At 69.4% G+C, this 20731-nt stretch carries 23 protein-coding genes and 1 tRNA gene; 3 read left to right on the top strand and 21 right to left on the bottom strand.

Annotated features, from left to right (window positions below):
• The first annotated feature begins 42 nt into the window (after positions 1 to 42).
• Together QMK34_RS13325 and QMK34_RS13320 are read left to right on the top strand one after the other, a co-directional pair.
• Entirely contained in the window at positions 43 to 1221 is a 1179-nt protein-coding gene (locus QMK34_RS13325) for an alginate lyase family protein (RefSeq protein ID WP_326414187.1), read from the top strand.
• A 173-nt stretch (positions 1222 to 1394) separates the two neighbouring features.
• Positions 1395 to 1468: transfer RNA gene (locus tag QMK34_RS13320), tRNA-Pro, on the top strand.
• 122 nt (positions 1469 to 1590) lie between these two features.
• On the opposite strand, the gene QMK34_RS13315 is transcribed toward QMK34_RS13320, so the two are convergent.
• The 12 genes from QMK34_RS13315 to QMK34_RS13260 all read right to left on the bottom strand — a co-directional run bounded on the left by QMK34_RS13315 (position 1591) and on the right by QMK34_RS13260 (position 8543).
• Positions 1591 to 3006 (bottom strand): tyrosine-type recombinase/integrase, encoded by a 1416-nt coding sequence (locus QMK34_RS13315; protein ID WP_326414186.1) that lies wholly within the window; start codon positions 3004 to 3006, stop codon positions 1591 to 1593.
• Between the two features lie 11 nt (positions 3007 to 3017).
• Complete coding sequence (locus QMK34_RS13310; protein ID WP_326414185.1) at positions 3018 to 3989, bottom strand: hypothetical protein; 972 nt, start codon at positions 3987 to 3989, stop codon at positions 3018 to 3020.
• Positions 3989 to 4225, bottom strand: a complete 237-nt coding sequence (locus QMK34_RS13305; protein ID WP_326414184.1) for a hypothetical protein — start codon at positions 4223 to 4225, stop codon at positions 3989 to 3991. Before QMK34_RS13305 ends, QMK34_RS13310 begins: the two co-directional genes overlap by 1 nt.
• A gap of 73 nt (positions 4226 to 4298) precedes the next feature.
• Entirely contained in the window at positions 4299 to 5894 is a 1596-nt protein-coding gene (locus QMK34_RS13300; RefSeq protein WP_326414183.1) for a DNA cytosine methyltransferase, read from the bottom strand.
• Positions 5895 to 5962: 68 nt separating this feature from the next.
• The gene (locus tag QMK34_RS13295; protein WP_326414182.1) at positions 5963 to 6085 is read right to left on the bottom strand and encodes a hypothetical protein; all 123 of its coding nucleotides are present in this window, start codon (positions 6083 to 6085) and stop codon (positions 5963 to 5965) included.
• Positions 6078 to 6572: a hypothetical protein gene (locus QMK34_RS13290; protein WP_326414181.1), complete on the bottom strand. Its 495-nt coding sequence runs from the start codon at positions 6570 to 6572 to the stop codon at positions 6078 to 6080. The genes QMK34_RS13295 and QMK34_RS13290 overlap by 8 nt, the downstream gene beginning before the upstream one ends.
• Before the next feature lie 2 nt (positions 6573 to 6574).
• Complete coding sequence (locus QMK34_RS13285; protein ID WP_326414180.1) at positions 6575 to 6868, bottom strand: hypothetical protein; 294 nt, start codon at positions 6866 to 6868, stop codon at positions 6575 to 6577.
• Between the two features lie 36 nt (positions 6869 to 6904).
• Positions 6905 to 7447, bottom strand: coding sequence for a hypothetical protein (locus QMK34_RS13280; RefSeq protein WP_326414178.1), 543 nt, complete (start codon positions 7445 to 7447; stop codon positions 6905 to 6907).
• Between the two features lie 19 nt (positions 7448 to 7466).
• Entirely contained in the window at positions 7467 to 7775 is a 309-nt protein-coding gene (locus QMK34_RS13275; RefSeq protein WP_326414177.1) for a hypothetical protein, read from the bottom strand.
• Positions 7776 to 7792: 17 nt separating this feature from the next.
• Positions 7793 to 7936, bottom strand: a complete 144-nt coding sequence (locus QMK34_RS13270; protein ID WP_326414175.1) for a hypothetical protein — start codon at positions 7934 to 7936, stop codon at positions 7793 to 7795.
• Complete coding sequence (locus QMK34_RS13265; protein WP_326414173.1) at positions 7933 to 8325, bottom strand: SLOG family protein; 393 nt, start codon at positions 8323 to 8325, stop codon at positions 7933 to 7935. The genes QMK34_RS13270 and QMK34_RS13265 overlap by 4 nt, the downstream gene beginning before the upstream one ends.
• A 2-nt stretch (positions 8326 to 8327) precedes the next feature.
• Positions 8328 to 8543 (bottom strand): hypothetical protein, encoded by a 216-nt coding sequence (locus tag QMK34_RS13260; protein ID WP_326414171.1) that lies wholly within the window; start codon positions 8541 to 8543, stop codon positions 8328 to 8330.
• 403 nt (positions 8544 to 8946) lie between these two features.
• On the opposite strand from QMK34_RS13260, the gene QMK34_RS13255 reads away from it, so the two are divergent.
• A complete protein-coding gene (locus QMK34_RS13255) occupies positions 8947 to 9306 on the top strand; it encodes a hypothetical protein (RefSeq protein WP_326414170.1) in 360 nt (119 codons plus the stop codon).
• Between the two features lie 5 nt (positions 9307 to 9311).
• Here QMK34_RS13255 and mobF read toward each other — a convergent pair whose 3' ends face one another.
• The 9 genes from mobF to QMK34_RS13210 all read right to left on the bottom strand — a co-directional run bounded on the left by mobF (position 9312) and on the right by QMK34_RS13210 (position 20669).
• On the bottom strand, positions 9312 to 13625 hold the full coding sequence (gene mobF / locus QMK34_RS13250) for a MobF family relaxase (protein ID WP_326414168.1): 4314 nt from the start codon (positions 13623 to 13625) through the stop codon (positions 9312 to 9314).
• 6 nt (positions 13626 to 13631) lie between these two features.
• Positions 13632 to 13808: a relaxase domain-containing protein gene (locus QMK34_RS13245; protein ID WP_326414167.1), complete on the bottom strand. Its 177-nt coding sequence runs from the start codon at positions 13806 to 13808 to the stop codon at positions 13632 to 13634.
• A 232-nt stretch (positions 13809 to 14040) separates the two neighbouring features.
• Positions 14041 to 14970 carry a DUF2637 domain-containing protein gene (locus QMK34_RS13240; RefSeq protein ID WP_326414166.1) on the bottom strand — a complete coding sequence of 310 codons (930 nt, stop codon included), beginning with the start codon at positions 14968 to 14970 and terminating at the stop codon, positions 14041 to 14043.
• Positions 14948 to 17110, bottom strand: coding sequence for a hypothetical protein (locus QMK34_RS13235; RefSeq protein WP_326414165.1), 2163 nt, complete (start codon positions 17108 to 17110; stop codon positions 14948 to 14950). Before QMK34_RS13235 ends, QMK34_RS13240 begins: the two co-directional genes overlap by 23 nt.
• Positions 17107 to 17766 (bottom strand): hypothetical protein, encoded by a 660-nt coding sequence (locus QMK34_RS13230; protein ID WP_326414164.1) that lies wholly within the window; start codon positions 17764 to 17766, stop codon positions 17107 to 17109. The genes QMK34_RS13235 and QMK34_RS13230 overlap by 4 nt, the downstream gene beginning before the upstream one ends.
• Positions 17763 to 17972: a hypothetical protein gene (locus QMK34_RS13225; RefSeq protein WP_326414163.1), complete on the bottom strand. Its 210-nt coding sequence runs from the start codon at positions 17970 to 17972 to the stop codon at positions 17763 to 17765. The genes QMK34_RS13230 and QMK34_RS13225 overlap by 4 nt, the downstream gene beginning before the upstream one ends.
• Positions 17969 to 18334, bottom strand: a complete 366-nt coding sequence (locus QMK34_RS13220; RefSeq protein ID WP_326414162.1) for an SsgA family sporulation/cell division regulator — start codon at positions 18332 to 18334, stop codon at positions 17969 to 17971. The genes QMK34_RS13225 and QMK34_RS13220 overlap by 4 nt, the downstream gene beginning before the upstream one ends.
• On the bottom strand, positions 18331 to 20439 hold the full coding sequence (locus QMK34_RS13215; protein ID WP_326414161.1) for a type IV secretory system conjugative DNA transfer family protein: 2109 nt from the start codon (positions 20437 to 20439) through the stop codon (positions 18331 to 18333). Before QMK34_RS13215 ends, QMK34_RS13220 begins: the two co-directional genes overlap by 4 nt.
• Entirely contained in the window at positions 20439 to 20669 is a 231-nt protein-coding gene (locus QMK34_RS13210) for a helix-turn-helix transcriptional regulator (protein WP_326414160.1), read from the bottom strand. Before QMK34_RS13210 ends, QMK34_RS13215 begins: the two co-directional genes overlap by 1 nt.
• Positions 20670 to 20731 lie beyond the last annotated feature (62 nt).

Genomic DNA, 20731 nt, shown 5'->3' with positions numbered 1-20731 from the left:
GTGACCCAGATCACCTCCCCACCGCCGTTCCCGAGGAGAATCATGCCCGGAACAACACTGAGGAAGAAACTGCTGGCGCTGGCGGTGCTGGTACCACTGGCACTCGGCACGTTCGCCGCCCCGGCCCCGGCCGCGCCCGCGGCGTTCACCCACCCTGGCGTACTGGTCAGCCGTCCGCAGCTCGACTTCGTCCGCACGAAGGTCGACGCCGGCGCGCAGCCCTGGAAGGGCGCGTACGACAAAATGATGGCGAGCTCCTACGCCTCGCTTTCGCGCACACCGAAGCCGCGCGCAGTGGTGGAATGCGGCTCGTACTCGAATCCGAACTACGGCTGTACCGATGAACGAGAAGACGCCATCGCCGCGTACACCCTTTCCCTCGCGTGGTACATAACCGGCGACGCGAAATACGCCAGCAAGGCCATCGCGATCATGGACGCCTGGTCGGCCGTGATCAAGGACCACACGAACAGCAACGCGCCCCTGCAGACCGGCTGGTCCGGCTCGACCTGGCCGCGCGCCGCGGAGATCATCCGCTACACCTTCACCGGCTGGCCGAACGCGACCCGGTTCGCGACGATGCTGCGCACGGTGTACCTGCCGAAGGTGATCAACGGCAGCAACAGCAACGGCAACTGGGAACTGAGCATGATGGAAGCCGCCATCGGCATCTCGGTGTTCCTCGAGGACAGGACGAGCTACGACAAAGCGGTGACGAAGTTCCGCGCCCGCGTCCCGGCGTACATCTACCTGGCCAGCGACGGCGCGCAGCCGAAGACCACGCCCGGCAGCGGGCTCGACACCCGCGCCAAGATCGTGAGCTACTGGCAGGGCCAGTCGACCTTCGTGGACGGCCTCACCCAGGAGACCTGCCGCGACTTCGTGCACACCGGCTACGGCATCGCCGCGATCGCCGACTTCGCCGAGACCACCCGCATCCAGGGCCAGGACCTCTACGGCGAGATCGGCGACCGGCTCCGCCAGGCACTCGGCTTCCAGGCGAAGTACGAACTGGGTACGCCCGTACCGTCCTGGCTGTGCGGCGGCAGCCTCAACCTGGGCCTCGGCCCGGTCACCGAGGTCGGGTACAACGCCATGCACACCCGCCTCGGCAACACGATGGCGAACACCGAGACCCTGACCCTGCGCAACCGCCCCACCGGCAGCAACAACCTGTTCGTCGCCTGGCAGACCCTCACCCACGCGGACAACCCCGCCTGACACCCAGGCCGCCGGGTGGCCGGACGGGAAGCCCCCGCCCGGCCACCCACCGTCACCCCCACCGCCGTGTCTTCCGGCGTTTCCGCAGCTCAACAGCACAGGGTGACCTGCCTGCGCGGAGTCACGAGCGACACGCTAAGCTTCTTTCATCGCACTCCACGGGGTGCGGGGTCCGGGATGTGGCGCAGCTTGGTAGCGCACTTGACTGGGGGTCAAGGGGTCGCAGGTTCGAATCCTGTCATCCCGACCGGACACAAGAAGGGCCTGTGAGCTGAACTTTGCCAGCTCACAGGCCCTTTTTCGTAAAGTTCAAAACTTCGTCGACTTGATCTTGAAAGCCGCTCCTGTGGGACGTTCTCGTCCCACAGGCTACCCAGCAGCTCGGTCTCGCAACACCTGAATCGCACTCCACGCGGTGCCGCGCGAGACTTCTGCCAGCTCCATCAACGCAGGCACGTTCGGCAGCTGGCCAGTTCGCCGCAGGTGGCTTTCGGCGATAGCCCGCGCTCGGGCACCCGGACGTACTCCGTCGAAGTCGGACGCAGTGGCGACCGGCTCGGAGGTAACAAGCCTGAGCTTAGGGATTGGGTGGGCCGGGGGCTGCTGTGCCTGGATGAACTGCGAAAGCAGTTCGCCCGCATCGGCAACGCTCTGCTTACTCGGGTGGAGGTAGCGCTGGGTCGTGGTGAGCGATCCGTGCCCAGCGATTTTCTGCAAGTGGTGAACGGGAACACCGGAGTCCGCAAACCAGGTCAGCGCAGTATGGCGCAGATCGTGGCGGCGAAGGTGCTCGAACCCAAGTCTCTCAACGACTGTGTCCCACGACGTCGCATCTCGGAACACGGCAGTGCTGACTCGACCGCCGCGTGGCCCGCAAAATAACCTCGCATCCTCGGTACCGTCGCTCAGGGCAATTCGACGCTCAACCAGCTCGCGAATCTCGGAAATCAGCGGCACGTCACGAGCACGTTTGCCTTTGGTCGCCTTGTCCAGCAATCCGCCGGGCGACGGGGTGGTCTGCCGCCGCACCTTCCAAATCCACTGCGTCCGGTCAATGTCCTTGACTCGGCAACCGGAGATCTCGCCAATGCGGGCGCCAGTTGCTCCCGCGAACATTACGACGTCACCCCAGCCGCGGTACCGCCCATGCGATTCCTCGACCAAGGCAGATGCGAGGCGCATGAGCACGGCCCAACTTGGCAAGGCAAGCGCGCGGGGATCATCGAGTTCGTCCTCGGCTCGGTGGTACTGCCTCTGCCAGCCGCTCAGCCTCGCAGGGTTCCGTTCGACCAACTCATCACGAAATGCCTGTTCCATGACGCGCACAAGTACGGCAATGCTGTTTTTGATTACCGAAATGCTGAGACCGTCTGAGATCCATCCATGAACGGCTCGGTCTACAGCACCGTAAGTGATCGTCCCAACGGGAAGGTGTCCAAGCGTGGGAACAACGCGCTTACGCCACCCGGCAAGGTACGGGTCGCTGGTCTTCGGTTCGAGCCCGCGCAGCGCCAGCTTCATGTTCAGGTTGCCATACGTAGCCAGGTCCATATTGACGACGTCCGGGTCTACACCGCCACCCGCTGCGCGCTTCATGTCCTTAACCCACTCCCAAGCAGCTTCGCTTGAGATGTGCGATCGGGAAATCGAGTCACGTCGCTTCTTCACCGGGTCCTGCCAATAGACGCGAGCCCGAAACGGCTGACGACGCCCAGTAGCCTCCTCGACAGAGGTTCCCAGCCGGACACCAATCGGCGGTGTCCTTGTTTTCTTTGTGCTGGTCACTTTTGGTTCTCCTAATCCGTTTCTACACGCGCCAATTGGGGCTGGTTCCCGTCGGTGGCGGCGATGCGGCGCAGTAGCAGCGCGAGCCGGTCGGCGGTGCCCGGGGCAAGGCAGCGGACCAAGCGGCGGGTCTGCTGGTCGATCTCGCCGCGCCATTGCGTCGCCGCTACCTCGGCGTGCACGGCCCTGGATTGGGAGCGGGTGGTGGTGATCCGCTCGTTGTCCCGGTCGGGTGTGCGCGGCGTGATCCACGGGTCCGCTGACATCCAGTTGGGGTGGTCACCGGTCGGGTCGAGCTTGCGCAGCTCGGTCAGTTCGTCGGCCGACCACACCACCAGCCGCTTCCCGCCGATCGCCTCCCGCAACCGCGCGACACCCTCGGCCTTGTCGACCGCTCCGTCGGGAACCCACTTCGCGCGCGGCCCGGCCAACCGGATCACCACGTCCAGCAGCACCGTGCCGTCCAGTCCTGCGACCTGAGCCCGCACCGCGGTCACTGGGCGACGGCTGCCGCGTTCGGTACGAGGCGGCTCGTGCAGCGCCAGCTGCATCACCACAGCCGGCGGGCCGGTGAAAAGCGCAGCGACATCAGCGGTAACCAGTGCCCGGCACCAGCCGATGCGGGACTGCTCGCAGCGGAGCAGCTCGATATGCCGGCACGCCGGGCACAGCCGCGCCGGAACCGGGTTTTCGCCCACGGTTGTCAGCGGTGCCTGGCAGTGAGCGCCACAGTCTTGGCAGGCGCGGCTCTTCATCCGGCGTCGCTGCGCGGCGTCAAGCTGCGTCGCGGTGGACGACGTCGGCGTGCACGCGTGCACGTCGAACAGCGCGAACACGTCCTTGCGGCCGCGCCAGTTGGTTCCCTCCACGAACGCGTCCGGCACGCGGCCTTCGCAGGTTCGGGGGAAATCCAGCTCGGCCAGCGCGGTCTTGGTCAGCAGCTGGGCCGGTACCTGCCACCAGCCCGTGTACGTGACAGTCATCAACGGATCTCCTTACGGCGGGAGTCCTGCACGCCACGTGCCCGGTCGGTGCGCTCGGCATTGGCGTGAACAACGGTGGTGGCTGGCGGAACCGCGACGGTCAGGTACACCCGGCCAAGGACACTATCGCCGCGGTTGACATAGAACCGGCTGCTTTCCTGGACTTCGAGCACAGTCGTGAGCCGCTCGACAACGGCCGCGGTCTCGGTCTCGGTGCCTTCAACGCGAATCCTCATCAGGTGAACCTCGCTTTCTGGTGGTAACCGGGTCGGGGTGTCGAGCACCCCGTTCTGACGTGGCCCGGCACCGTCACGTCGCCGGGTTGAGCGGTTCGCCGGTGATGGTTTCGGCGAGTGCGGAGATGAGGACTTCGGCGGTGGGTGGGGTGACGGCGTTGCCGTAGCCGCGGACCTGGTCGCGTTTGGAGCCCTTGACCCGGTAGTCGGCCCGGAAGCCCATCCCGGCGGCGATCTCGTGGGTGGCGAGCATCCGGAACGTGCAGGCATCGACGGCCAGCGCGCTGCCGATGAGGGCGTAGCGGTCGCGGGTGGTGAGGGTGCCCACGGGCGCGGTGACCGGGCTGGCGGTTCCGTTGGAGTAGTAGGCCAGCAGCATCGCGGCCGCGTCCGGGCTTGGGCTCACGAGCCCGTGGTGGTTTCCCTGCGCGGACACGGTCGGCAGCGGCCCGGCGACCGGGTAGGCGGTGGTCTTCGACCCGCCGCCACGCAGGAGGGAGATGAACGGCGGGATCACGATCGCGGTCTCGCGGCGGCAGGTCTGGGTCCGTAACGGCTGTTCGACGGTCGTGGCGGTGTCCACCCCGGCTCGCTTGGCCACCGGTACTACGAGCGGCGGCATGACGAAGCCGTCGGATTCGGTGGTGGTGCGGGTGGGCAGGGGTTCATCGATGGTGGTTGCGCACCTGCGCCGAGTGCCACCGCACGGGGTCAGCAGCGGGCGGGCGTGCTTGAGCAACCCGGCTTCGATGCGGGCGATGGTGGCGTCGGCGAGCGGGTCCGGGCGGCCCTTGCCATCGACCCGTTCCCCGATCCGCTGACCGGGCGGCAGCGCCCAGTCGATGACGGTGGACGCGGGGAGCACCTCGGGTTCGAGCACCGTGTGTCGGCAGGACACGTTCGGGCAGCGGTAGACGTACTGGCCGTTGCGGGCGCCGTAGACGCCCATGTCGACCCCGGGGCGTTTGAACGTCTGGACCGCGTTGACGACCTGGTCGCAGCCGGGGCAGTGCGCGCGGGGGCGCAACCACTTGTCCCAGTCGGGGTCACGGCCGATCTCGGCGAGCCAGAACGGCATGTAGAACCGGTTGCGTGACTGCGCGACCCGCCCGGTGATTGAGGCGGTGACGTGCATGGAGTTCAGTGCGACCAGGCGGGTGCGGTAGCCCTCGGCCTCGATCTCGCGGCGCCACCGGCCGAACTCGTCCCACTTGCGGACCTGCACCACGTTCTCGACCACCCCGGCCAGTACCGGCCGGCCTTTGCGGCGCATCGCCTGCAAGTACCGCGGCACCTCCTCCATCAACGCCCGAGCCCGCGCGACGGCCGGATCGGTGGCGACCGGGCCACGCGTGAAGTCGAACAGCACTCCCTGTGTCGAGCGGTCGAAGTCCCGTTTCACGCCACGGGCGTCGGTCCAGGGCGGGCACGACGGGGAGGACCAGAACAGGTCCGCGCGGGGGAATCCGGCGATGTCGGCCTTGGCGATGTCACCGCAGTAGTGGTCGGCGTCAGGGAAGTTGAGGCCGTGCACGTCCACGGCCAGGGGGTTGTGGTTCGCGGCCAGCATCAGCTCGACACCGGGGACCGCTGCGGCGCCCTGGGAGCTTCCACCGAATCCGGCGAACTCGTCGTAGAGGGTGAGGGTCATCGGGTTGCCTTCCGTCATTCGCGAGCTCGTTCAGTGGTCGGCGGGAGCGGGCCAGGTATCAGCTGGCCCGCCCCCGTTTTCGGTGGTCAGTGACCGCACTTGCAGCACACCCACTTGCCGTTGACGTAGTGCTTGTAGCAACCCTCAATGCAGACGCCGAGCTCCCGGGAGCACAGCGTTCGCGGGGTGGCGACGAACTGTTCACGCATCGTGGTTCACCTCCTCCCCGTCCTCGGTGAGGTGGACCTGTCCGGCCAGTACCGCGTCCAGGTCGGCCGCGCCGAGCGCGCGCACCGTGGCCAGCCGGTCGCGTGGATCGACATAGGGGTTGGCAGGGTCGAGGGTGTCGAGCACCCGACGCGGTGAATCGCCGTACCGCTCGCCGTAGCGGGTGATCACGTCTTTGAGGTGGTGGTAGGCCGCGCTGTCACCGAGCTGGGCGGCGGCGCGGGGGAAGACTTCGGCGAGCGCGAGGGCGAACGGCTCGAACCGCTCGCCGGCCAGTCCGCTCCCGGTCAGGAGCTGGCTCACTGCCTGCCCGATCGCCTCGCCGAGCATGAGGCCGATACCGCCGAGGGTGTCGATCAGCTCCGCGACCCGGGCTGTCTCGGCCGGCGGGACCTGAGTCCCCGTGACGGGCGGCGGGCGTAGCCAGCATTCCCGGCAGTAGTCGACCTCGTGGGCGACACACAGCATGATCAGGGCCTCCTGTCCGGGCGGACGCTCCAGCGGCCCCGGCCCTGCCGGGAGATGTCCACCCCGCCGTCGAGCGCCGTGTGCAATGCGGCGACCTGCTCTGCCAGGGCCGTGATGGCCTCGGCCGCCGCGAGGGAGGCGTGGGCAGTGGCGCGGGCAACCTGGTCGACGGTGGGCTGCTCGTAGTTGACGTTGCCCCACGGGTCGCGCTTGGTCCGCCAGCTCAGCAGTCCGGCGGCGGTGTCGAAGTGCGAACGGCGTGGCGGGGGACTGGACGACGGTTCAGTGTGGGCCATGGGTCGGTGTCCTTTCCGGACGGTGGTCGGGGTACTTCAGGGCTCGATGTGTTCGGTGGCAGGCGGTTCCGGCAACTGGGGTCCGGGCTGCTTGTCCCCGGCCCGCGGCACGTCGGTCGTGTCGTCGTCGAGCCCGACACCCGCGATCAGGTCCGACAGGGCGTGCTCGCGGATGTCGCTGAGCCGGTGCTCGACCTCCCGCAGTGCTTCAAGCAGTTCCTTCGCCTCGACCGGGCGCAGCTGTCCGCAGCGCCGGAAGTCGAAGGTGTCCTCGGTGGCAGTCAGCACGCTCGTGGCGAACTTGACCGCGTCGGTGCGGGTCAGCCGCACCGGGTGCTCGCCCTTCCGGGTCGGCTTGTAGTTGGTGTCGATCTCGACCAGCTGGCGGGTCTCGCCGACGTCGGCGAAGTCCCAGTCCTTGTCGGCGACCTCGCCGGTGAACGTGGCGTCGTAACCCTCGACGGCCTCGACGGTGACGCTGTTCGGCCACTGCTCCAGGTCATCGGGGTTGGCGGTGTAGCCCTCAAAGCTCTCGGAGAACGGCTTGGGTACGGGGAAGGTGTAGGGCTGGTCAGTCATGACGCGGACTCCTTGGTGGTCAGGGGTGTTCGAGGTTGTGGATGCCGACGGGCACGTTCGGGTAGGCCGGGCAGGATCCGGCCGCGTGGGTTCCGTCGGGGCTGACGCGCATTCCGAGGAAGTCCACCCAGGCGTCGAAACTCGCCTTCGGGTTGTCGTCGAACGGCTGGTCGGGCTCGCCGTGCAGGCTCCAGCCCGCCAAGTTGACCGTCCACCGCAGCGGCGGGACGTCGGCCTTCTCGGCGGCGGTGAGCATGTCGAGCAGCGCGCGGGCGACGGTGAGCTGCTTCTCGCGCCCGTACCAGTCGATGCTGAGCTCCGTAGTCACGTCGTGGGTCCTTTCGGTCAGCGGTGGCGCTTGCTGGCGGGTTTGGGGGTGGTGCGGTAGTCGCGCTGGTGGACGGGGTCGTTGGTGATCGCGTCGTGCAACGCCCACGGCTTCTCGGCCGGCGCTGACGTCGGACGACCGGTCGGCTTGCTCTCGGTCATCGTGCGAAGTCCTCCATCGTCAGTGGGTAGGCGTAGGTCGCGACGGTGATCCCGGCGCGCTGGGCCGCTGCGGCGCAGTGGGTCGCACCACGGGAGCCGGAGTGGATGAACGCGAGACACAGGTCAGCTCCGGCGTTGACCATGTGCTCGTTGCGGCGGAACCCAGCCGCACGGCCGTAGCGGTCCCACTCCGCCGGCCACCGCTCGACAGTGCCGCCCCACCTGGTCCAGCACTGTTCGGCGAGCCGGTCCGCTCCGCGCGGACATGCGCCGGACACCAGGATCGCGCCCGGGAACCGCTGCCAGGCCTCGACGAGCACGTCCCGGACCGTGGTGGTGTCGGTCCAGGTACGGGACCCGGTGACCAGGATCCGTGGTGTGCCGGTCACGGCTAGTTGCCGTTCGTGGCAGGGCTGGGGAACAGGGCGTCCTGGCCGTCGACGTCGCCCCAGCTGGCGAGCTTCGTCTCGGCCCCGGCGGTCCCGGCGGGACGCCGTCCACGGGCCCGGGCCGCGGCCGCCTGCTGCTCCACATGGGCAAGCTGTTCCGGGGTCATGCCGAGCTTCTTCGCGACCTTTTCCTGGCTGTCCTGCTTTCGTGCTGCCATGTCCACTCCCGTTCGGTCAGTGATCCGACTGCGTGGTTAGGGGCTTGTTCTTCGTGGCCCGATATGCGGGCGACGGGCTTGCCCGTCACCGCTCTTAGGCGCCGTGCGCGGCCCGAGAGGCTCGCTGTCAAGGGATCAGGCTGAAAAGTTTTGGACGCGCGCTTTTTGCGGCCACAAGTTTTCAGACCCCTTGACAGTGAGCAGGGCCGTGCTAAGCCGGGCCGCGAAGCGGTCCAACAGAGCGCCGGCCGAAGGACGGCTCCATTTCCCGCCCGCAGAGGGCGGTGCCCTTTTTCTGTTAGGCCCGTTCGGGCCTCGGTTTTTGTCGTAGGTGCGTGTCACCATCAGAGGTATGGAGCTGACCGGCGCAGACCTCGACAGAATTCCGCCACGCAATTTGCGTGTGCCTCTGGTCGACTTCGCCCGACTGTGGATCGCCGCGGAGCAGCGGTATGAGCAGGACAAGACCTGGGCGAACTTCGGTGTGGTTGACGCCTGCCGCTGGCTGGCGTGTGCCACGGTCCGGCCGCCGGGTGGCCGTCCCTGCTACCTGGCCTACGCGCCGGTGACCGAGCGCACCGGCCTGGCCCACGAAGAAGTGATCGAGGCGGAGACGCTCGCCGCTGAGGTGCTGCTGCACCGTCGCCCCGTTCCCACGTGGGTAGCCAACCGGCCCGGTTGGCTGCCCGCGGTGGTCAAGACCCTGATGTGGGCGTGGCGCGGCACCAAGCCCGCCAACGTCCACGCCCACGCTCAGGGCTGACCTGCTCATCGCGAATACACCTCGGCCGACTCGTCGACCGCGGTCTGCTCGGCCACGTCCTCTACGTGGCGCCGGGACAGCTCCGCGACCTGCGCCTCTTCGGCTGCGCGACTGGCTTCGGCGGCCCGGCGCTGCTCGATCTCCCGCAGCGCACGCTGCGCCTGGACGATCTCATCGGCCGTCTCGTCGGCCGACGGCACCCGCACCGTGTCCCGCTGCGCCTGCACCGGTTCCTGCGCGGCGACGTCGCGGACGTCGTCGACACCGGTCTCCGCCGCATCGGCGTGCGGTTCAGGTTCGACCTGCGCGACGTCGGCGTCGCGCTGCTCGACCACCTCGACCAGATCCGCCTCGTCGGTGACCTCCCGGTGGACGTCTTCGGCCACCTGGTGCTCAGCGTCGACGTCGAGCCACTCGGCCGCGGTCACCGTCACGTCCTCGTGCTCGTCGCCCGAGCGACGTCCCGACAACTCCAGCGCCGCGCGTTCGGCCGCCGCGCGAGTCTCGGCGGTATGGGCGTACCACCCCGCGCGCGCCTCGTCCGCCCCGGCGAGCTCGCCCGCGCGCTGGTCGAGCACGTCGGCCAGCGCTGCGGCTTCGGCCGCTTCCTGAAGTAGCCGCTCCCGCTCGTCATCGTCGGTGGCGGCGTCGGCTTCGGCGCGGCGCATCTCCGATTCCTGCCGCCGCGCGGCGACCGCCTGGTGGGTACCGGCCAGCTCGTTCGCGACGTAGGCCGGTCCCCACGCCGCTTCCCGCTCCCCCGCGCGAACCCGGACGAGCAACTGGCCGTCGCTCATCTCCAGTTCGTCGCGGCCGGACTCCGGCCGCCCGAGTGCACGCCAGGCCGAACGCCACGACGCGTACGCCTCGACCTGCCCCGCCTTCGGTGCCGCGCCGAGTGCGGCCTCCAGGTCCTCGTGCCCGGTGAGTTCGCGGTGGGCGGCGACGATCCCGGCCTGTTTGATCCACCCCTTGCGCAGTTCCGGGTCAGTGGGCAGCTCGCCGAACGCCTCGACTGTCCACTGTTGCGGGTGTGCGGCGAGGTGCTCGCCGAGTTCGTGGCGTCGCTGGTCGGCGGTGTCGGCCAGGGACTTCAGGTAGGTCCGCCACTGCGGGTCCTCGACCCGCGGAAGCCAGTCGGAGTAGCTGTCGCCGACCGGGTCCAGCGTCGTGTTCTCGGTGATGCGGTGGTGCAGCACGTTCGTCAGCTGCCGCGACCCGGACAACGTTCGGGCCGTGACCGCGTCGGTGAGGACCTGGTGCGGGTCGTGCCCGGCCAGCTCCGCGCGGCGCAGCAGCCGCGTCAAGGTCGGGCCGCCGTCCTCGGCGGCGATGCGTGCCCGGTCGGCCTCGGTCAGGTGCCCGTCGACCACGAGCAGGTCCAGCCAGCGTGCGGTCCGGCCCGCGGTCGCCAGCTCCGTCGCGTCGGCGAGCAACTCGGCCGGTGTGCGGATCGCGTCGGTCTCCTGCGCCGACTCTGTTGCCTCGGCCAGCGCCGAGCGCTGCGGAGTTGCAGTCTCGAACACCCCGGCGAGCATCGCTCCCGGTGACCGGCGGGCAGTGTCGATCACCTCGCCGGTGGGGCTGTCGGTCTGCACCACCAGCCCGGCATGATGCCGCTCGTCGGTACCTTCCGCCGAGTCGATCCGTTCGTAGGCAGTCACTGTGGTCACGTGCGCGGTGTTGCCGTGCCGACCCCGAGTCATCCCGACGTAGAGGGCTTTGAGATTCGTCATCGCTGACACCACCGTGTGGCACCGATCCACCGTCACACCCTGCGCACTATTGACCGTGGACGCGTACCCCAGCGCGACATGCTCGGAGACGTAGCTGCCGGGCAGCGTCATCCGGTCGCCGAGCTGCTCGACTCCCCCGTCACGGCCCGCAACCGGGGCCACGACCAGCCCGCCGTCCTCGCGGGTATCGAGCACGCGGTAGTACTCGCGGTTGATCGGGCCACGTCGGTTGCCCTCGAACCCAGCGAGGTTCCAGGCAATACGCCGCGCCTGGATCAAGTCCCCGACACCCGCGTAGGTGCCCTGCAACCCCAGCGGCACACCGTCCTCGGCGACCTTGCCCAGCCGCACCAGCTCAGCGCGCAACTTCGCCGACACGTCGGCGGCTTGCTCGTTGGTGTCGACGATCAGCAGCGCGTGCTGCCCGGCGAGAGTGTCGCCCAGCCACGCCGCCGCCGCCGAGCGTTCCGCTTGCTCTCGAGTTCCGCCGTCGAGCAGGCGCCCGTTCTTGTGGTAATCGTTCAGCACCGTCTCATCGGCCTCGCGCAACCGCAGCGACGCCGCCCGTTCCCACTCGGCGGAGAAGCGGCGTGCCTCGGTCAGCTCGTACGCCGCGCCGGCGTCGGCCATCAGCTCCATGCCGCCTCCGGCGCCGACGGCGGCGAGCTGCCGGTGATCGCCGGTCAGCAGGAGTTTCGCTCCGGCTGCGGTGACGTGGTGATGCACCTTCGCGAGGTCAGCGGTGTTGGCCATCGCCGATTCGTCGACCACCACCAGATCCCCCGCCCGCAACCGCCACGGCTGATCCTCGGCGGACTGGCCACCGTCGGCCAGCCGCTGCTGCGTCCCGAGCCACTGCGCGATGTTGCGCGCCGACAGCCCTTCCCCTGCGAGAACTTCGGTGGCGATCTGGCTCGCGGCCAGACCGACAACGCGCCGCTGGGCACCGTCCCACAAGACGGGGTCCTCCCATGCCTTCGCGAGTGCGCCGACCACAAAGGACTTACCGGTCCCGGCAGGCCCGACCAGTGATTCGACGCTCGCGCCGGAGCACAGCACGCCGCGGGCAGCGGCGGCCTGGTCCGCGCCGAGTTCGATCCCGGACTCTGCCAGCGCAGCCACGAACCCGTCGACGGCAGTCGACGTCAGCGTCGGCGCGCCTCCGCGCGCGGTCGACGCCACAAGCGTCCGTTCCGTGTGGATGTGCTCCGGCGTCGCATACAGCCGACGACCCGGCCCTTGGTAGGCCGATTCGCCGTTCGCGAGCTTCAGGTCGTCGGGCAACTGGTCCGTGCCTGGACGTTCGGCGTCCAGCGGCGTCGCCAGCTTCAACCCTTCCTGCGTCAGACCGTCGAGCAGTCGCGCGAGCTCCGGTCCGGACAGCGGGCCAAGGTGATCAGGCAGTGCGTCGCTGATCGCGCGGGTCAAGTCCGGTGCGGTCCATCCGGCCTTTGTGGACTGCACATCCGCCAAGGCGGTCGCCAGCACGTCCGCTGGTGACCACGCCACCGGTTCGACCTGATCGCGCGGCAGGTCGAGCACGCCGCGGGCGACCTGCGCGAGCCCGCCGGCGACTTCGGCGCGCAGCTGGGTGTCCCAGCGCTCCAGGCGTTCCTCGACGGTCTCCCCGTCGTGTGACTTCGCCTTGCGCGTCGCGAGCGTCGCTTGGCGCTGCAACCGGTCCAGCTCCAGCGAGTTCGGTTCACGACCGAACTTCGTCTCGAACGCCTCCACCAGAGTCTTGGTGTGCTGGGTGATCGCGCGGCGTCGGGAGCTGAACAGGTCCATCACCGGCTGCTCGATGCCGACGACCTCGCGGGCTTTGCCGTCCGGGCGGGCGGCGAGCCGCACACCCAGTGCGCGGGCGAGGTGTTCCTCGGTGGTGCGCTCCCCCACGGCGGCAGCGGCGCCGCGGTGGGCGTACAGGGACCGGCCATCCAGGGTGCGCCATTCCCCGTCGGTGCCCTCAACGCGGTTGAGGATCGCGTTGTGGATGTGCAGCTGCGGGTCGTGGTTGCGCGAGTCGTGCTGGAAGAACGACGCCGCGACCAAACCGTGGGCGTCCATGAACCGGCCCGCGGCGCCGCCGTGGTGTCCGACACGGGAGTACCCGGCATGCTCGGCGAGGTAGTCCAATGACGCCCGGTTGCCTGCCCAGATGGCGTCCTCGACCGCGTCGCGGTGCGTCCGCCACGACGTCGCCGCCGTACGCGCCTCGTCCCACTGCCGAGTCAGCTCGGCGACCTCGCCCGGATCGGTCGTGGTCGCCAACGCGGCGGCGAGCCGTTCAGCCGTCCGTTCAGCGGTGACCTGCTGGGCTTCGAACGCGGTGTGCAGCACCGTCACCGACTTTTGAACGCTGAACGTCGCGTCCAAAAAGGCGACGTTCTTCCGTGCGGCCTTGCCCGCGTTCAATCGCAACTCGGTGCGCCGTTCAGGGCTCGCGTTCGGCTCCGCGTCCAGCGCGGTGGCGTACAACTCGTCCTCCGTCGGATAGTTCCGCCCGGTGTGGCCCAAAGTGGACGCCTCCGCCCGACGGGCTGGATCGTTGAACGCGTCGTCGCGCGGGTCGAGGAACGACACGAAGATCTACGACATCGTGTCGTCCTCGACCAGACCCGTCAGGCCGAGTTTCTCCGCGCCCGCCCCGTACCAGCGGCCCGGAGGCTCTCCTTCGGCGACGGCGTCGGTGTAGTAGTTCTCCCGGCCCTTCGCGACCTCGTCCGTGAGGTACTTGACCGAGTAGCCGTTGGCGATCGTCAGCACGGCGCACCCCTTTCAAGATCGACTTCACGGGCTTTGAAGATCAACAACGCGGGTCGTGTCCCGGGCGCCGGCCACGGCGCTCCGGCCCGACAGATCGTGATGCATAGGTGTGCTCCGTCTTGGGTCCTTCTCTTTGTCGTTGTCTCTGGCCTTGATGTCTTCGTAAATGGGTGTCTTGTGGTGCTGATGGGTGAGTTGGAGGTGATGTGTTCTGAGGTGAGATTGATGGTGGTCATGACTGGGTCCTGGGGATGGTGTTCTCGGTGATGACGTGAAGTGGTGCGGGCTGTTCCCGCAGTTCTTTGAGCGCGGTTCCGGCTGTTCCACGGGAGACGTCGGCGAGGTACATGAGGGTGTCGACGGTTGGGAGGTCGCCCTGGTGGGCGGCGTGGCGGCGCGCGGCAGCGCGCGCCCGATCCTTCAACGGTGACGACGCAACCGGTGTACGGCGCGGCGACTCAGGTGACGCGGGCTCGACGCTGGCGGGCTCGGACGCCTCGGCGGACTGGACGGTTGCGGGCGCGTCGCCGCTCGCGTCGGACGCCGAGGGCTGCTGTACAGCACTGGACGGCTGTACGGACTCGCCCGACAGGCCGGGCTGAACACTCTGGCGTTGAACGGCTCCCGGCTGAACGGCGGACGCCTGCGCGACGGACGGTCCGACCACGCGAGTGGACGACACCTCGACTCCGGAGGCGACCGGCACGGCATCCGATGGCACGTCCGAGCCGTGTTCAGCGGCGAGCATGAACAGCAAGTGCGCCACGATCGCCGCCGCGATCGCGGGCCACGCCCCAACCCCGAAGCGCAGCAACGAGTCCGGCGGCGCTGCCGGAGCGGCCACGCCCGTGGCGGCGGCGGCGACGCCACCGGCGAGGTAGGTCGCCTGCGCGATTCCCGACAGCCCAGCCGCGAGGATCACCACCGTCCACGCGTAACGCCGCCCGCCCTCGGCCAGCTGCGCCGTCGCCACATAGGCGACAATCGCCAGCCCGTCAGTAATCAGCGGGTAAATCCAGGCGATGCCCGCCGGGACACCGCTGCCGAGCGCGACCTCGAACAAGCCGTGCGCGGTCGCCGCCGCCGCGCCGAGCGCGACCAGCACGCCCGGCAACCACAACGCGAACACCATCCACCGCTCACGACCCTGCATGCCGCTCATACCTGCTCCCGCTCGTGCCCGGATCCAGTCGTGTCGGCCTGGACGTTGTCGTCGCGCTGCCAGCGGGCCAGCCGCTCGGCCCGGTCAGCTCATCCACTACCTCGGCGCGCACGTGCGCCAGGTCGTCAACGGTGGTCGCGGCGTCGTCCGTCGCGGGCACCGATGGGAGATTGCGGGCGATCCAGCTGCCCGGTTCCGGCCCTTGTTCCGGGATGGCCGGGCCGTCGGCTCCGTTGGCATCGAGCTGGGCCCGGTCGTTGAGCAGGTCCAGCTCGTGCTCGGCGTGCCACGCGCGGGCGTCGGCGTCCATGCTCTCGTCCACCAGGCGCGAGAACTGCTCCGGTGTCACACCGACACGGGCCAGGTCCTCGGGTGAGATCGATCCGTCCGGCAACGTCGCAACGGCCGCACGGGCAGCGGCGAGGTCGTCGAACTCCGATGCGACAGTCCCGTCGGCGGGACCGGTGAACGCGGCGGTGAACCGGTCCGCCTGCTCGGTGCTGATCCGCGGGGTCGCCCGGTCTGCGGCGTCGACCACCGCGCTGCTGCGGGCGGCTTCGTCGCCGATCCCGCTGCCCTGCAAGCGGCGAAACGACTCGACCGCAGCGTGGGCCACTGGGATGTCAGCCAGGTCAGTTACCACCGCTTGCCGCGCGGCGGTGTCGGCGTCGACACCGTCAGCGCGTAGCAGCTCGAACCGCTCGACCGCGTCGGAGGCCACACCGTAGTTGTGCAACGCCACGTCGGCAGGCATCAACTGGGCCGGGTCGATCACCGTCACGTCCGGCTCGTCGACCGGCACCACGCCGTCGGCCCGGTCGGCGAGCAGCGCGGTCGCGGCCGGGTACTCCAGCCGCCAGAACGAGGTCAACCGTCCGTCGAGCTGCTGGGCACACATGCCGCAGCCGAGTGTGTCGTCGGTGCAGGTTCGCAGGTGCCGATTCAGCTCGTCGCCGCGGGCAACGATCTCACGGGCCTGCTCACCGCTCATCCCGGCGGCCAGGTCGGCCTGGGCGCGGACCGCGTCCGCGCGTTCGGCTGCGACGTCGATGACGTCAGGCAGCGCATCGGGTGTCGCGCCGAACTGGCGGGCGATCCAGCTGCCCGGTTCCGCTGCACGTTCCGGAATGTCGGTGCGCCACGGGGTTCGCCAGTCGGCGTCGTTCACGTCGTACTCTCCGATGTGCCCATCGTCGTCGGCGTCGCGTTCGGCGCGCTCGGCCCGCTCCCGTGCGATCCGCCGGTCGAACGCGACCTGCGTCCACACCTCCTGATCAGCCGCGTCGCTCACCGCCTGCTCGTGCGCGACGAGCGGGTCCAACCCTGAGGCGGTCATCACGACGTAGCGGGAAATCGCATCGGCGGCGACCTGCGAGTCCCCTGCCGCCTCGACCTGCGCGACGGCCGCGTCGATGCCCCCGGCGAGCAACCGCTGATAGCGCTCGACAGCGGTCACGCCCCGGGCGCGGTAGTAGCCGTGATCCGGACTCGCCGCTGGGAACCCCTCATAGTCGAGCTCACCGGCGAACGGCGGTGTGAAGATGCCCGCGGTGACCGGCTGCGCGGCACCGTCGGTGACGGCGTGACGGTCGTCGCGCTGCCACGGCTGCGCCACCGGCGGACGCCATCCATCCGCACCGCGGCCCGGCACCGCGACACGGGTCGGCGGGTCCACGTCGTCCGCGGTGACCGGGACCATCCCGAGCTGCGCGGCCACCGCGGCGACGCTCGACTCGCTGATCACGGAGTTGATCGCGTCGGCGACCGCGAGGTCCTGCTCGTGCCCGTGGGCAATGACCTGCTCGTAACGGCGCACCGCGCTCGCCGCGACGGGCGAGTCGCCGACCGTGTACGACGCGGCCCGCTCGGCGCTCATACCGCCGCCGCGCAGCTGCACATACATCGAGAGGGCACCGTCGGCAACCGCCTCGGCGACCGCGTCGGCACGCGCGTCCACGACCGAAACACCCGCGCTGATCAACGACTCGAACAACGACACCGACCTGTCCTCGACCAACGAATCCCGCCGGGCACGGCGGGTGGCCTCGCTCATGTCGAGACCGGTGGTGCGCAACTCCAGGTACTGCCCGATGGCGTCGTCGGCGGCCTGGCCGCGGTACTGGCCCGCTGTCGTGCTCATCGCCGACCACCGCCCGTGCGGCGGGGCGCGGCCGCGGCGACGGCGAGCTGCTCAACGGTGGGTTCCGGCGCGGTCTCGCCGCGCTGGGTGGCCCACCAGGTCGCCAGCGGTGCCATCGCGTCTGCCAGCGGCACGATCGGGCTACCGGTGTGGCGGGCGCCGCCGGGCTGGTGGTTCTCCAGCGAGCACGCCGACGTCGCGGACTTGATGCGCTTGACCACGCCGGGGCGGTACCGGTCGTGCCAGTCCCCCGCCCGCGCCACGGTGGCGTCCTCGTCGCGGTACGCGCCGAGCCACGCGTACATCAGCCACAGCAGTTCCTCCACGACGTCCGCGTGCCACAGCCAGCACTCCGGCAACGCCGCGACAGCGTCGGCGTAGCGCAGGAACACCTCCCGTAGCCAGCCGGTCAGCTCGATCAGCACCGCCTGCACCCGGTCGAGGTCGGCGGGCAGGTCCAGCCACGAGGGCGCACCGCCCGTGATCGGGGTGGCGGCGGTCGTCTCCGCCAGCTTGCGCACCGTGGTCGCCAGGTCGTCGACCTGGCCGGGCAGCTTCTTCATCGGCTCCACCGCGTTGCGCAGTCCCTCGACCTCGCGGGCGAGGCCGTTGACGGCGGCGGCGGTGGCGTAGCTCGGTTCCTTGGGGCTGGTCATGAGGTCACCTCCACAAGATCGAAACGGGTACGAAGCTCCGTCCAGTTGGCGTGGTGACGGCCATCAGCGGTGTGGTAGCTGCCCCGCGGTCCGGGGATCCACTGCCGCATCAAGTCGTCCCGCACCACCGGGGTATCCGCCGGGTCCTCGGCGGTAGCCAGGCCGGCCACCAGCCACACCCTCGGCTTGCCCTGCGTCGTGCTCATCGGGAGCTCACCCCCGGGAACTGCACGAGGCCCGACCAGTCCAGAGACTCCGATTCCCGCCCGGCGGGCACCACCAGATACGTCGCGCGCACCAGCTGCTCGACGTCGTCACGGCGCAGGATCGCCGACCCGGTGCCGTCCGGAGTGGACAGACCGAGCACCACCAGGTCACCGCGCGCGGTGACCCGCACGTCCCCAGCCCCGGCCTGCCCCGTCCGCAGGCCCTCGCCGAACAGCTCCCGGCCCAGCACCCACGACACGTCACCGAACGCCAAGACCATCTCGTAAGGGGCAGTCCGCTTGTAGGAGGCCAGCACCTCGACCCGGTGCTGCCCGACCAGTGCGCTCAGACGCATCCTCATCGCGTCCACCGCCCGTCGGTCTCGCCGGCGTCGGTGTCGCCGTCGGTACGCGGGCCACCGTGCCGGTGCTGCTCGATCCACTCGTCCAGCTCGGTGTCCAGGCGCACCGCCTGCGCCGTCACCATCCCGCCCGGCTGCGCCACCCCCGCGTCGTCGGTGGCGTCAGTGCGCGACGCGAGCGCGGCAGCGCGGGCGGCACGGTCGGCTTTACGGGTCGCGTACCAGTCCTCCAGTCGGGCGATCCACGGTCCGACCCGGTCGGCCATGTCGTCGGTGAACGCACCGAAGCGGGCCGCGAGCTCGTCGCGCCGGCTGTCCCACCGCTGCGACGCCTCCGCCCACTGCAGCCGAAACTCGGCGAGCCGCTCGCGGCGCTCCAGGGCTTTCACGTCGCCCCGCTTCCACGCCATCTGGAGTTTCCCGATCGCGGCGGGCATCCCCCGTCGGATGATCACCGCGTGCAACTCCGGCAACTGCGCGATCTGCCCCGGCGAGAGCACCGGCACCCGCTGCGGCGTCCGGCCGGTCACCCGACCGTCGGCATCTTGGGACTCGACCAGCTCGTGCCGGTCCGACGTGAGCAGCGAATACGCCTGCAAGTCGTCACCGTCACGCGCTCCGGCGAGGATCAGCACCGTCGCCGAGTTCGTCATGATCGCGCCACACCCCGTGTCGCCCCACCGCTTACGCAGCTGCGCACGCGACTGCGCACCAATGTGGATGGTCACGTTCCGACCGCCCATGTCCGCAGTCCACGCGTCCAACGGCACCGGACACACCAGCGCGGCCTCGTCGAGGACCAACGTCAACGCCGGGTCCAACCGGCCACCCAGCGACTCCGACGCGATCCGCCGAGCTTCCCGCGCCAGGTGCGCGGTCAACGCCGCCACCAGCGGAGCGGTGTGGCCTTCGTCGGCGCCGAGCAGGTACACCGTGGCCCGCGAGTCGAGCAGCTCCGCCACGTCGAACGCGCCACCGGTCGCCGCGGCACGCGCGGTCGGGTCGGTCAGCCAGCCCAGCGCGGGCATGATCGTCGTCGTGATCGACGACCGGGTCCGGTCGTTGGTAGTCAGGAACTGCTGTGCGGTCTGCTCGAACGCCGGTTCGCGTGACTTGCGCAGCAGCCGCAGCACCTCATCAGCCGTGCCCTCGGGGTCGGCCACCCAAGACTGCACATCCCCCATCTCCAACCCGCCCAGCGCGGCGGCGTGCATCAACGCCGCCAGGGCACGTCGTGCCTGGGAGATCCAGTGCTCACGGTCGGAATCCCCACCGTCGGCCGGGAGCAGATCCGTGGCGCGGTAGGTCGCGGTCACCGCGTTCTCGCACCCGGTCAGCGGATCGAACGTGATCGTCGACGGCAGATTCCCCAGCCCCGACGGGTTGAACACGTACGTCGGGCCCTGCTGCTCGCGCAGCTTCGCCGTCAAGTCGATCAGGTCCGTGCGCGTGCTGGTGGCGATCACCGCGCCCGGCGCGTCAAGAATCCGGCACGCCAACTCCCCCGTCTTACCCGAACGCGGGCCACCAAACCGCAAGGTGATGTCCTCAACGGGCGACCAGATCCGCTGGCGTCCGACCCGCGCGATCGGCGTCGCATAGGTCAAGACCGGCACCCGGCGCCGCGTCCACCACATCGCCTTACGCAAGCCCGGCTTGAGCACCTTCGCCTTACGGCGCATCGCCGACTTCGACGCCACCCGGAAGATCTGCCACCGCGACGCCACACCACCGTTACGCCGCGACCGGTTCGACCACCGACCGATCAACCCCCGCGAACCACCACGACCCCGCAAACCCAGGAACGCCGCAACGGCCAGAACCGGGCCACCGAGCAACAGGCCCCACGGCCACACGTCGTAGCCCGGCGTCTCGACCGGGACCCAGCCCACGAACCACGCCGACAGGCCCACCAGACCAAGCGCGACCGTCACGATCCGGGCCGCGTTGCCCTTCATCAGCTCCGCCAGGCCAAGCACGCCGGCCGCGACACCCGCGACCACGAACCACGGCCAGACCACCGCGACCTTCACGTGCCAGCCCGACAAGGCCACACCAACACCGATCAACACCGTCGCCACCAGGGCAGACCCGAACGTCCTCATCAGGCCGCACCCCCAGCCGACACGGCACCGCGAGTAGCGGCGGCGGCTTCGCACGCCTTGAGGTACTCCGCCAAGGCCGCGCCTGGGATGCGGACCGCGCCCTTGCCGGTGCCAACTCGGATAGCGCGAAGCGCGCCGGACTCAACCGCGCGATAGATCGTCGCCAGCGAGACGTCAAACGCCTCCGCGACCGTTCGAACCCGGTACAGCCGGGTAGTCTCTACCTGCATCGTTGCTCCCAAAGTCTCGATGTGCGCCCCGGCCGGTGTTCCAGCACCGGTCGGGGCTTTTT

Source organism: Amycolatopsis sp. H20-H5 (assembly GCF_035828755.1).
Lineage (GTDB): Bacteria > Actinomycetota > Actinomycetes > Mycobacteriales > Pseudonocardiaceae > Amycolatopsis.
Note: the sequence above shows the minus strand (reverse complement) of the source record. Positions and strands in the feature narration are given on the sequence as shown.

Excerpts from the sequence above, each read along its gene's own strand:
- QMK34_RS13270 (WP_326414175.1), bottom strand. The coding sequence starts at position 7,936 with ATGACCGAGAGCAAGCCGACCGGTCGTCCGACGTCAGCGCCGGCCGAG.
- QMK34_RS13325 (WP_326414187.1), top strand. The coding sequence starts at position 43 with ATGCCCGGAACAACACTGAGGAAGAAACTGCTGGCGCTGGCGGTGCTG.
- QMK34_RS13300 (WP_326414183.1), bottom strand. The coding sequence starts at position 5,894 with ATGACGGAAGGCAACCCGATGACCCTCACCCTCTACGACGAGTTCGCC.
- QMK34_RS13215 (WP_326414161.1), bottom strand. The coding sequence starts at position 20,439 with ATGAGGACGTTCGGGTCTGCCCTGGTGGCGACGGTGTTGATCGGTGTT.
- QMK34_RS13210 (WP_326414160.1), bottom strand. The coding sequence starts at position 20,669 with ATGCAGGTAGAGACTACCCGGCTGTACCGGGTTCGAACGGTCGCGGAG.
- QMK34_RS13240 (WP_326414166.1), bottom strand. The coding sequence starts at position 14,970 with ATGAGCGGCATGCAGGGTCGTGAGCGGTGGATGGTGTTCGCGTTGTGG.
- QMK34_RS13305 (WP_326414184.1), bottom strand. The coding sequence starts at position 4,225 with ATGAGGATTCGCGTTGAAGGCACCGAGACCGAGACCGCGGCCGTTGTC.
- QMK34_RS13290 (WP_326414181.1), bottom strand. The coding sequence starts at position 6,572 with ATGCTGTGTGTCGCCCACGAGGTCGACTACTGCCGGGAATGCTGGCTA.
- QMK34_RS13225 (WP_326414163.1), bottom strand. The coding sequence starts at position 17,972 with ATGAGCACGACGCAGGGCAAGCCGAGGGTGTGGCTGGTGGCCGGCCTG.
- QMK34_RS13295 (WP_326414182.1), bottom strand. The coding sequence starts at position 6,085 with ATGCGTGAACAGTTCGTCGCCACCCCGCGAACGCTGTGCTCCCGGGAG.
- QMK34_RS13280 (WP_326414178.1), bottom strand. The coding sequence starts at position 7,447 with ATGACTGACCAGCCCTACACCTTCCCCGTACCCAAGCCGTTCTCCGAG.
- QMK34_RS13220 (WP_326414162.1), bottom strand. The coding sequence starts at position 18,334 with ATGAGGATGCGTCTGAGCGCACTGGTCGGGCAGCACCGGGTCGAGGTG.
- QMK34_RS13230 (WP_326414164.1), bottom strand. The coding sequence starts at position 17,766 with ATGACCAGCCCCAAGGAACCGAGCTACGCCACCGCCGCCGCCGTCAAC.
- QMK34_RS13310 (WP_326414185.1), bottom strand. The coding sequence starts at position 3,989 with ATGACTGTCACGTACACGGGCTGGTGGCAGGTACCGGCCCAGCTGCTG.
- QMK34_RS13235 (WP_326414165.1), bottom strand. The coding sequence starts at position 17,110 with ATGAGCACGACAGCGGGCCAGTACCGCGGCCAGGCCGCCGACGACGCC.
- QMK34_RS13260 (WP_326414171.1), bottom strand. The coding sequence starts at position 8,543 with ATGGCAGCACGAAAGCAGGACAGCCAGGAAAAGGTCGCGAAGAAGCTC.
- QMK34_RS13285 (WP_326414180.1), bottom strand. The coding sequence starts at position 6,868 with ATGGCCCACACTGAACCGTCGTCCAGTCCCCCGCCACGCCGTTCGCAC.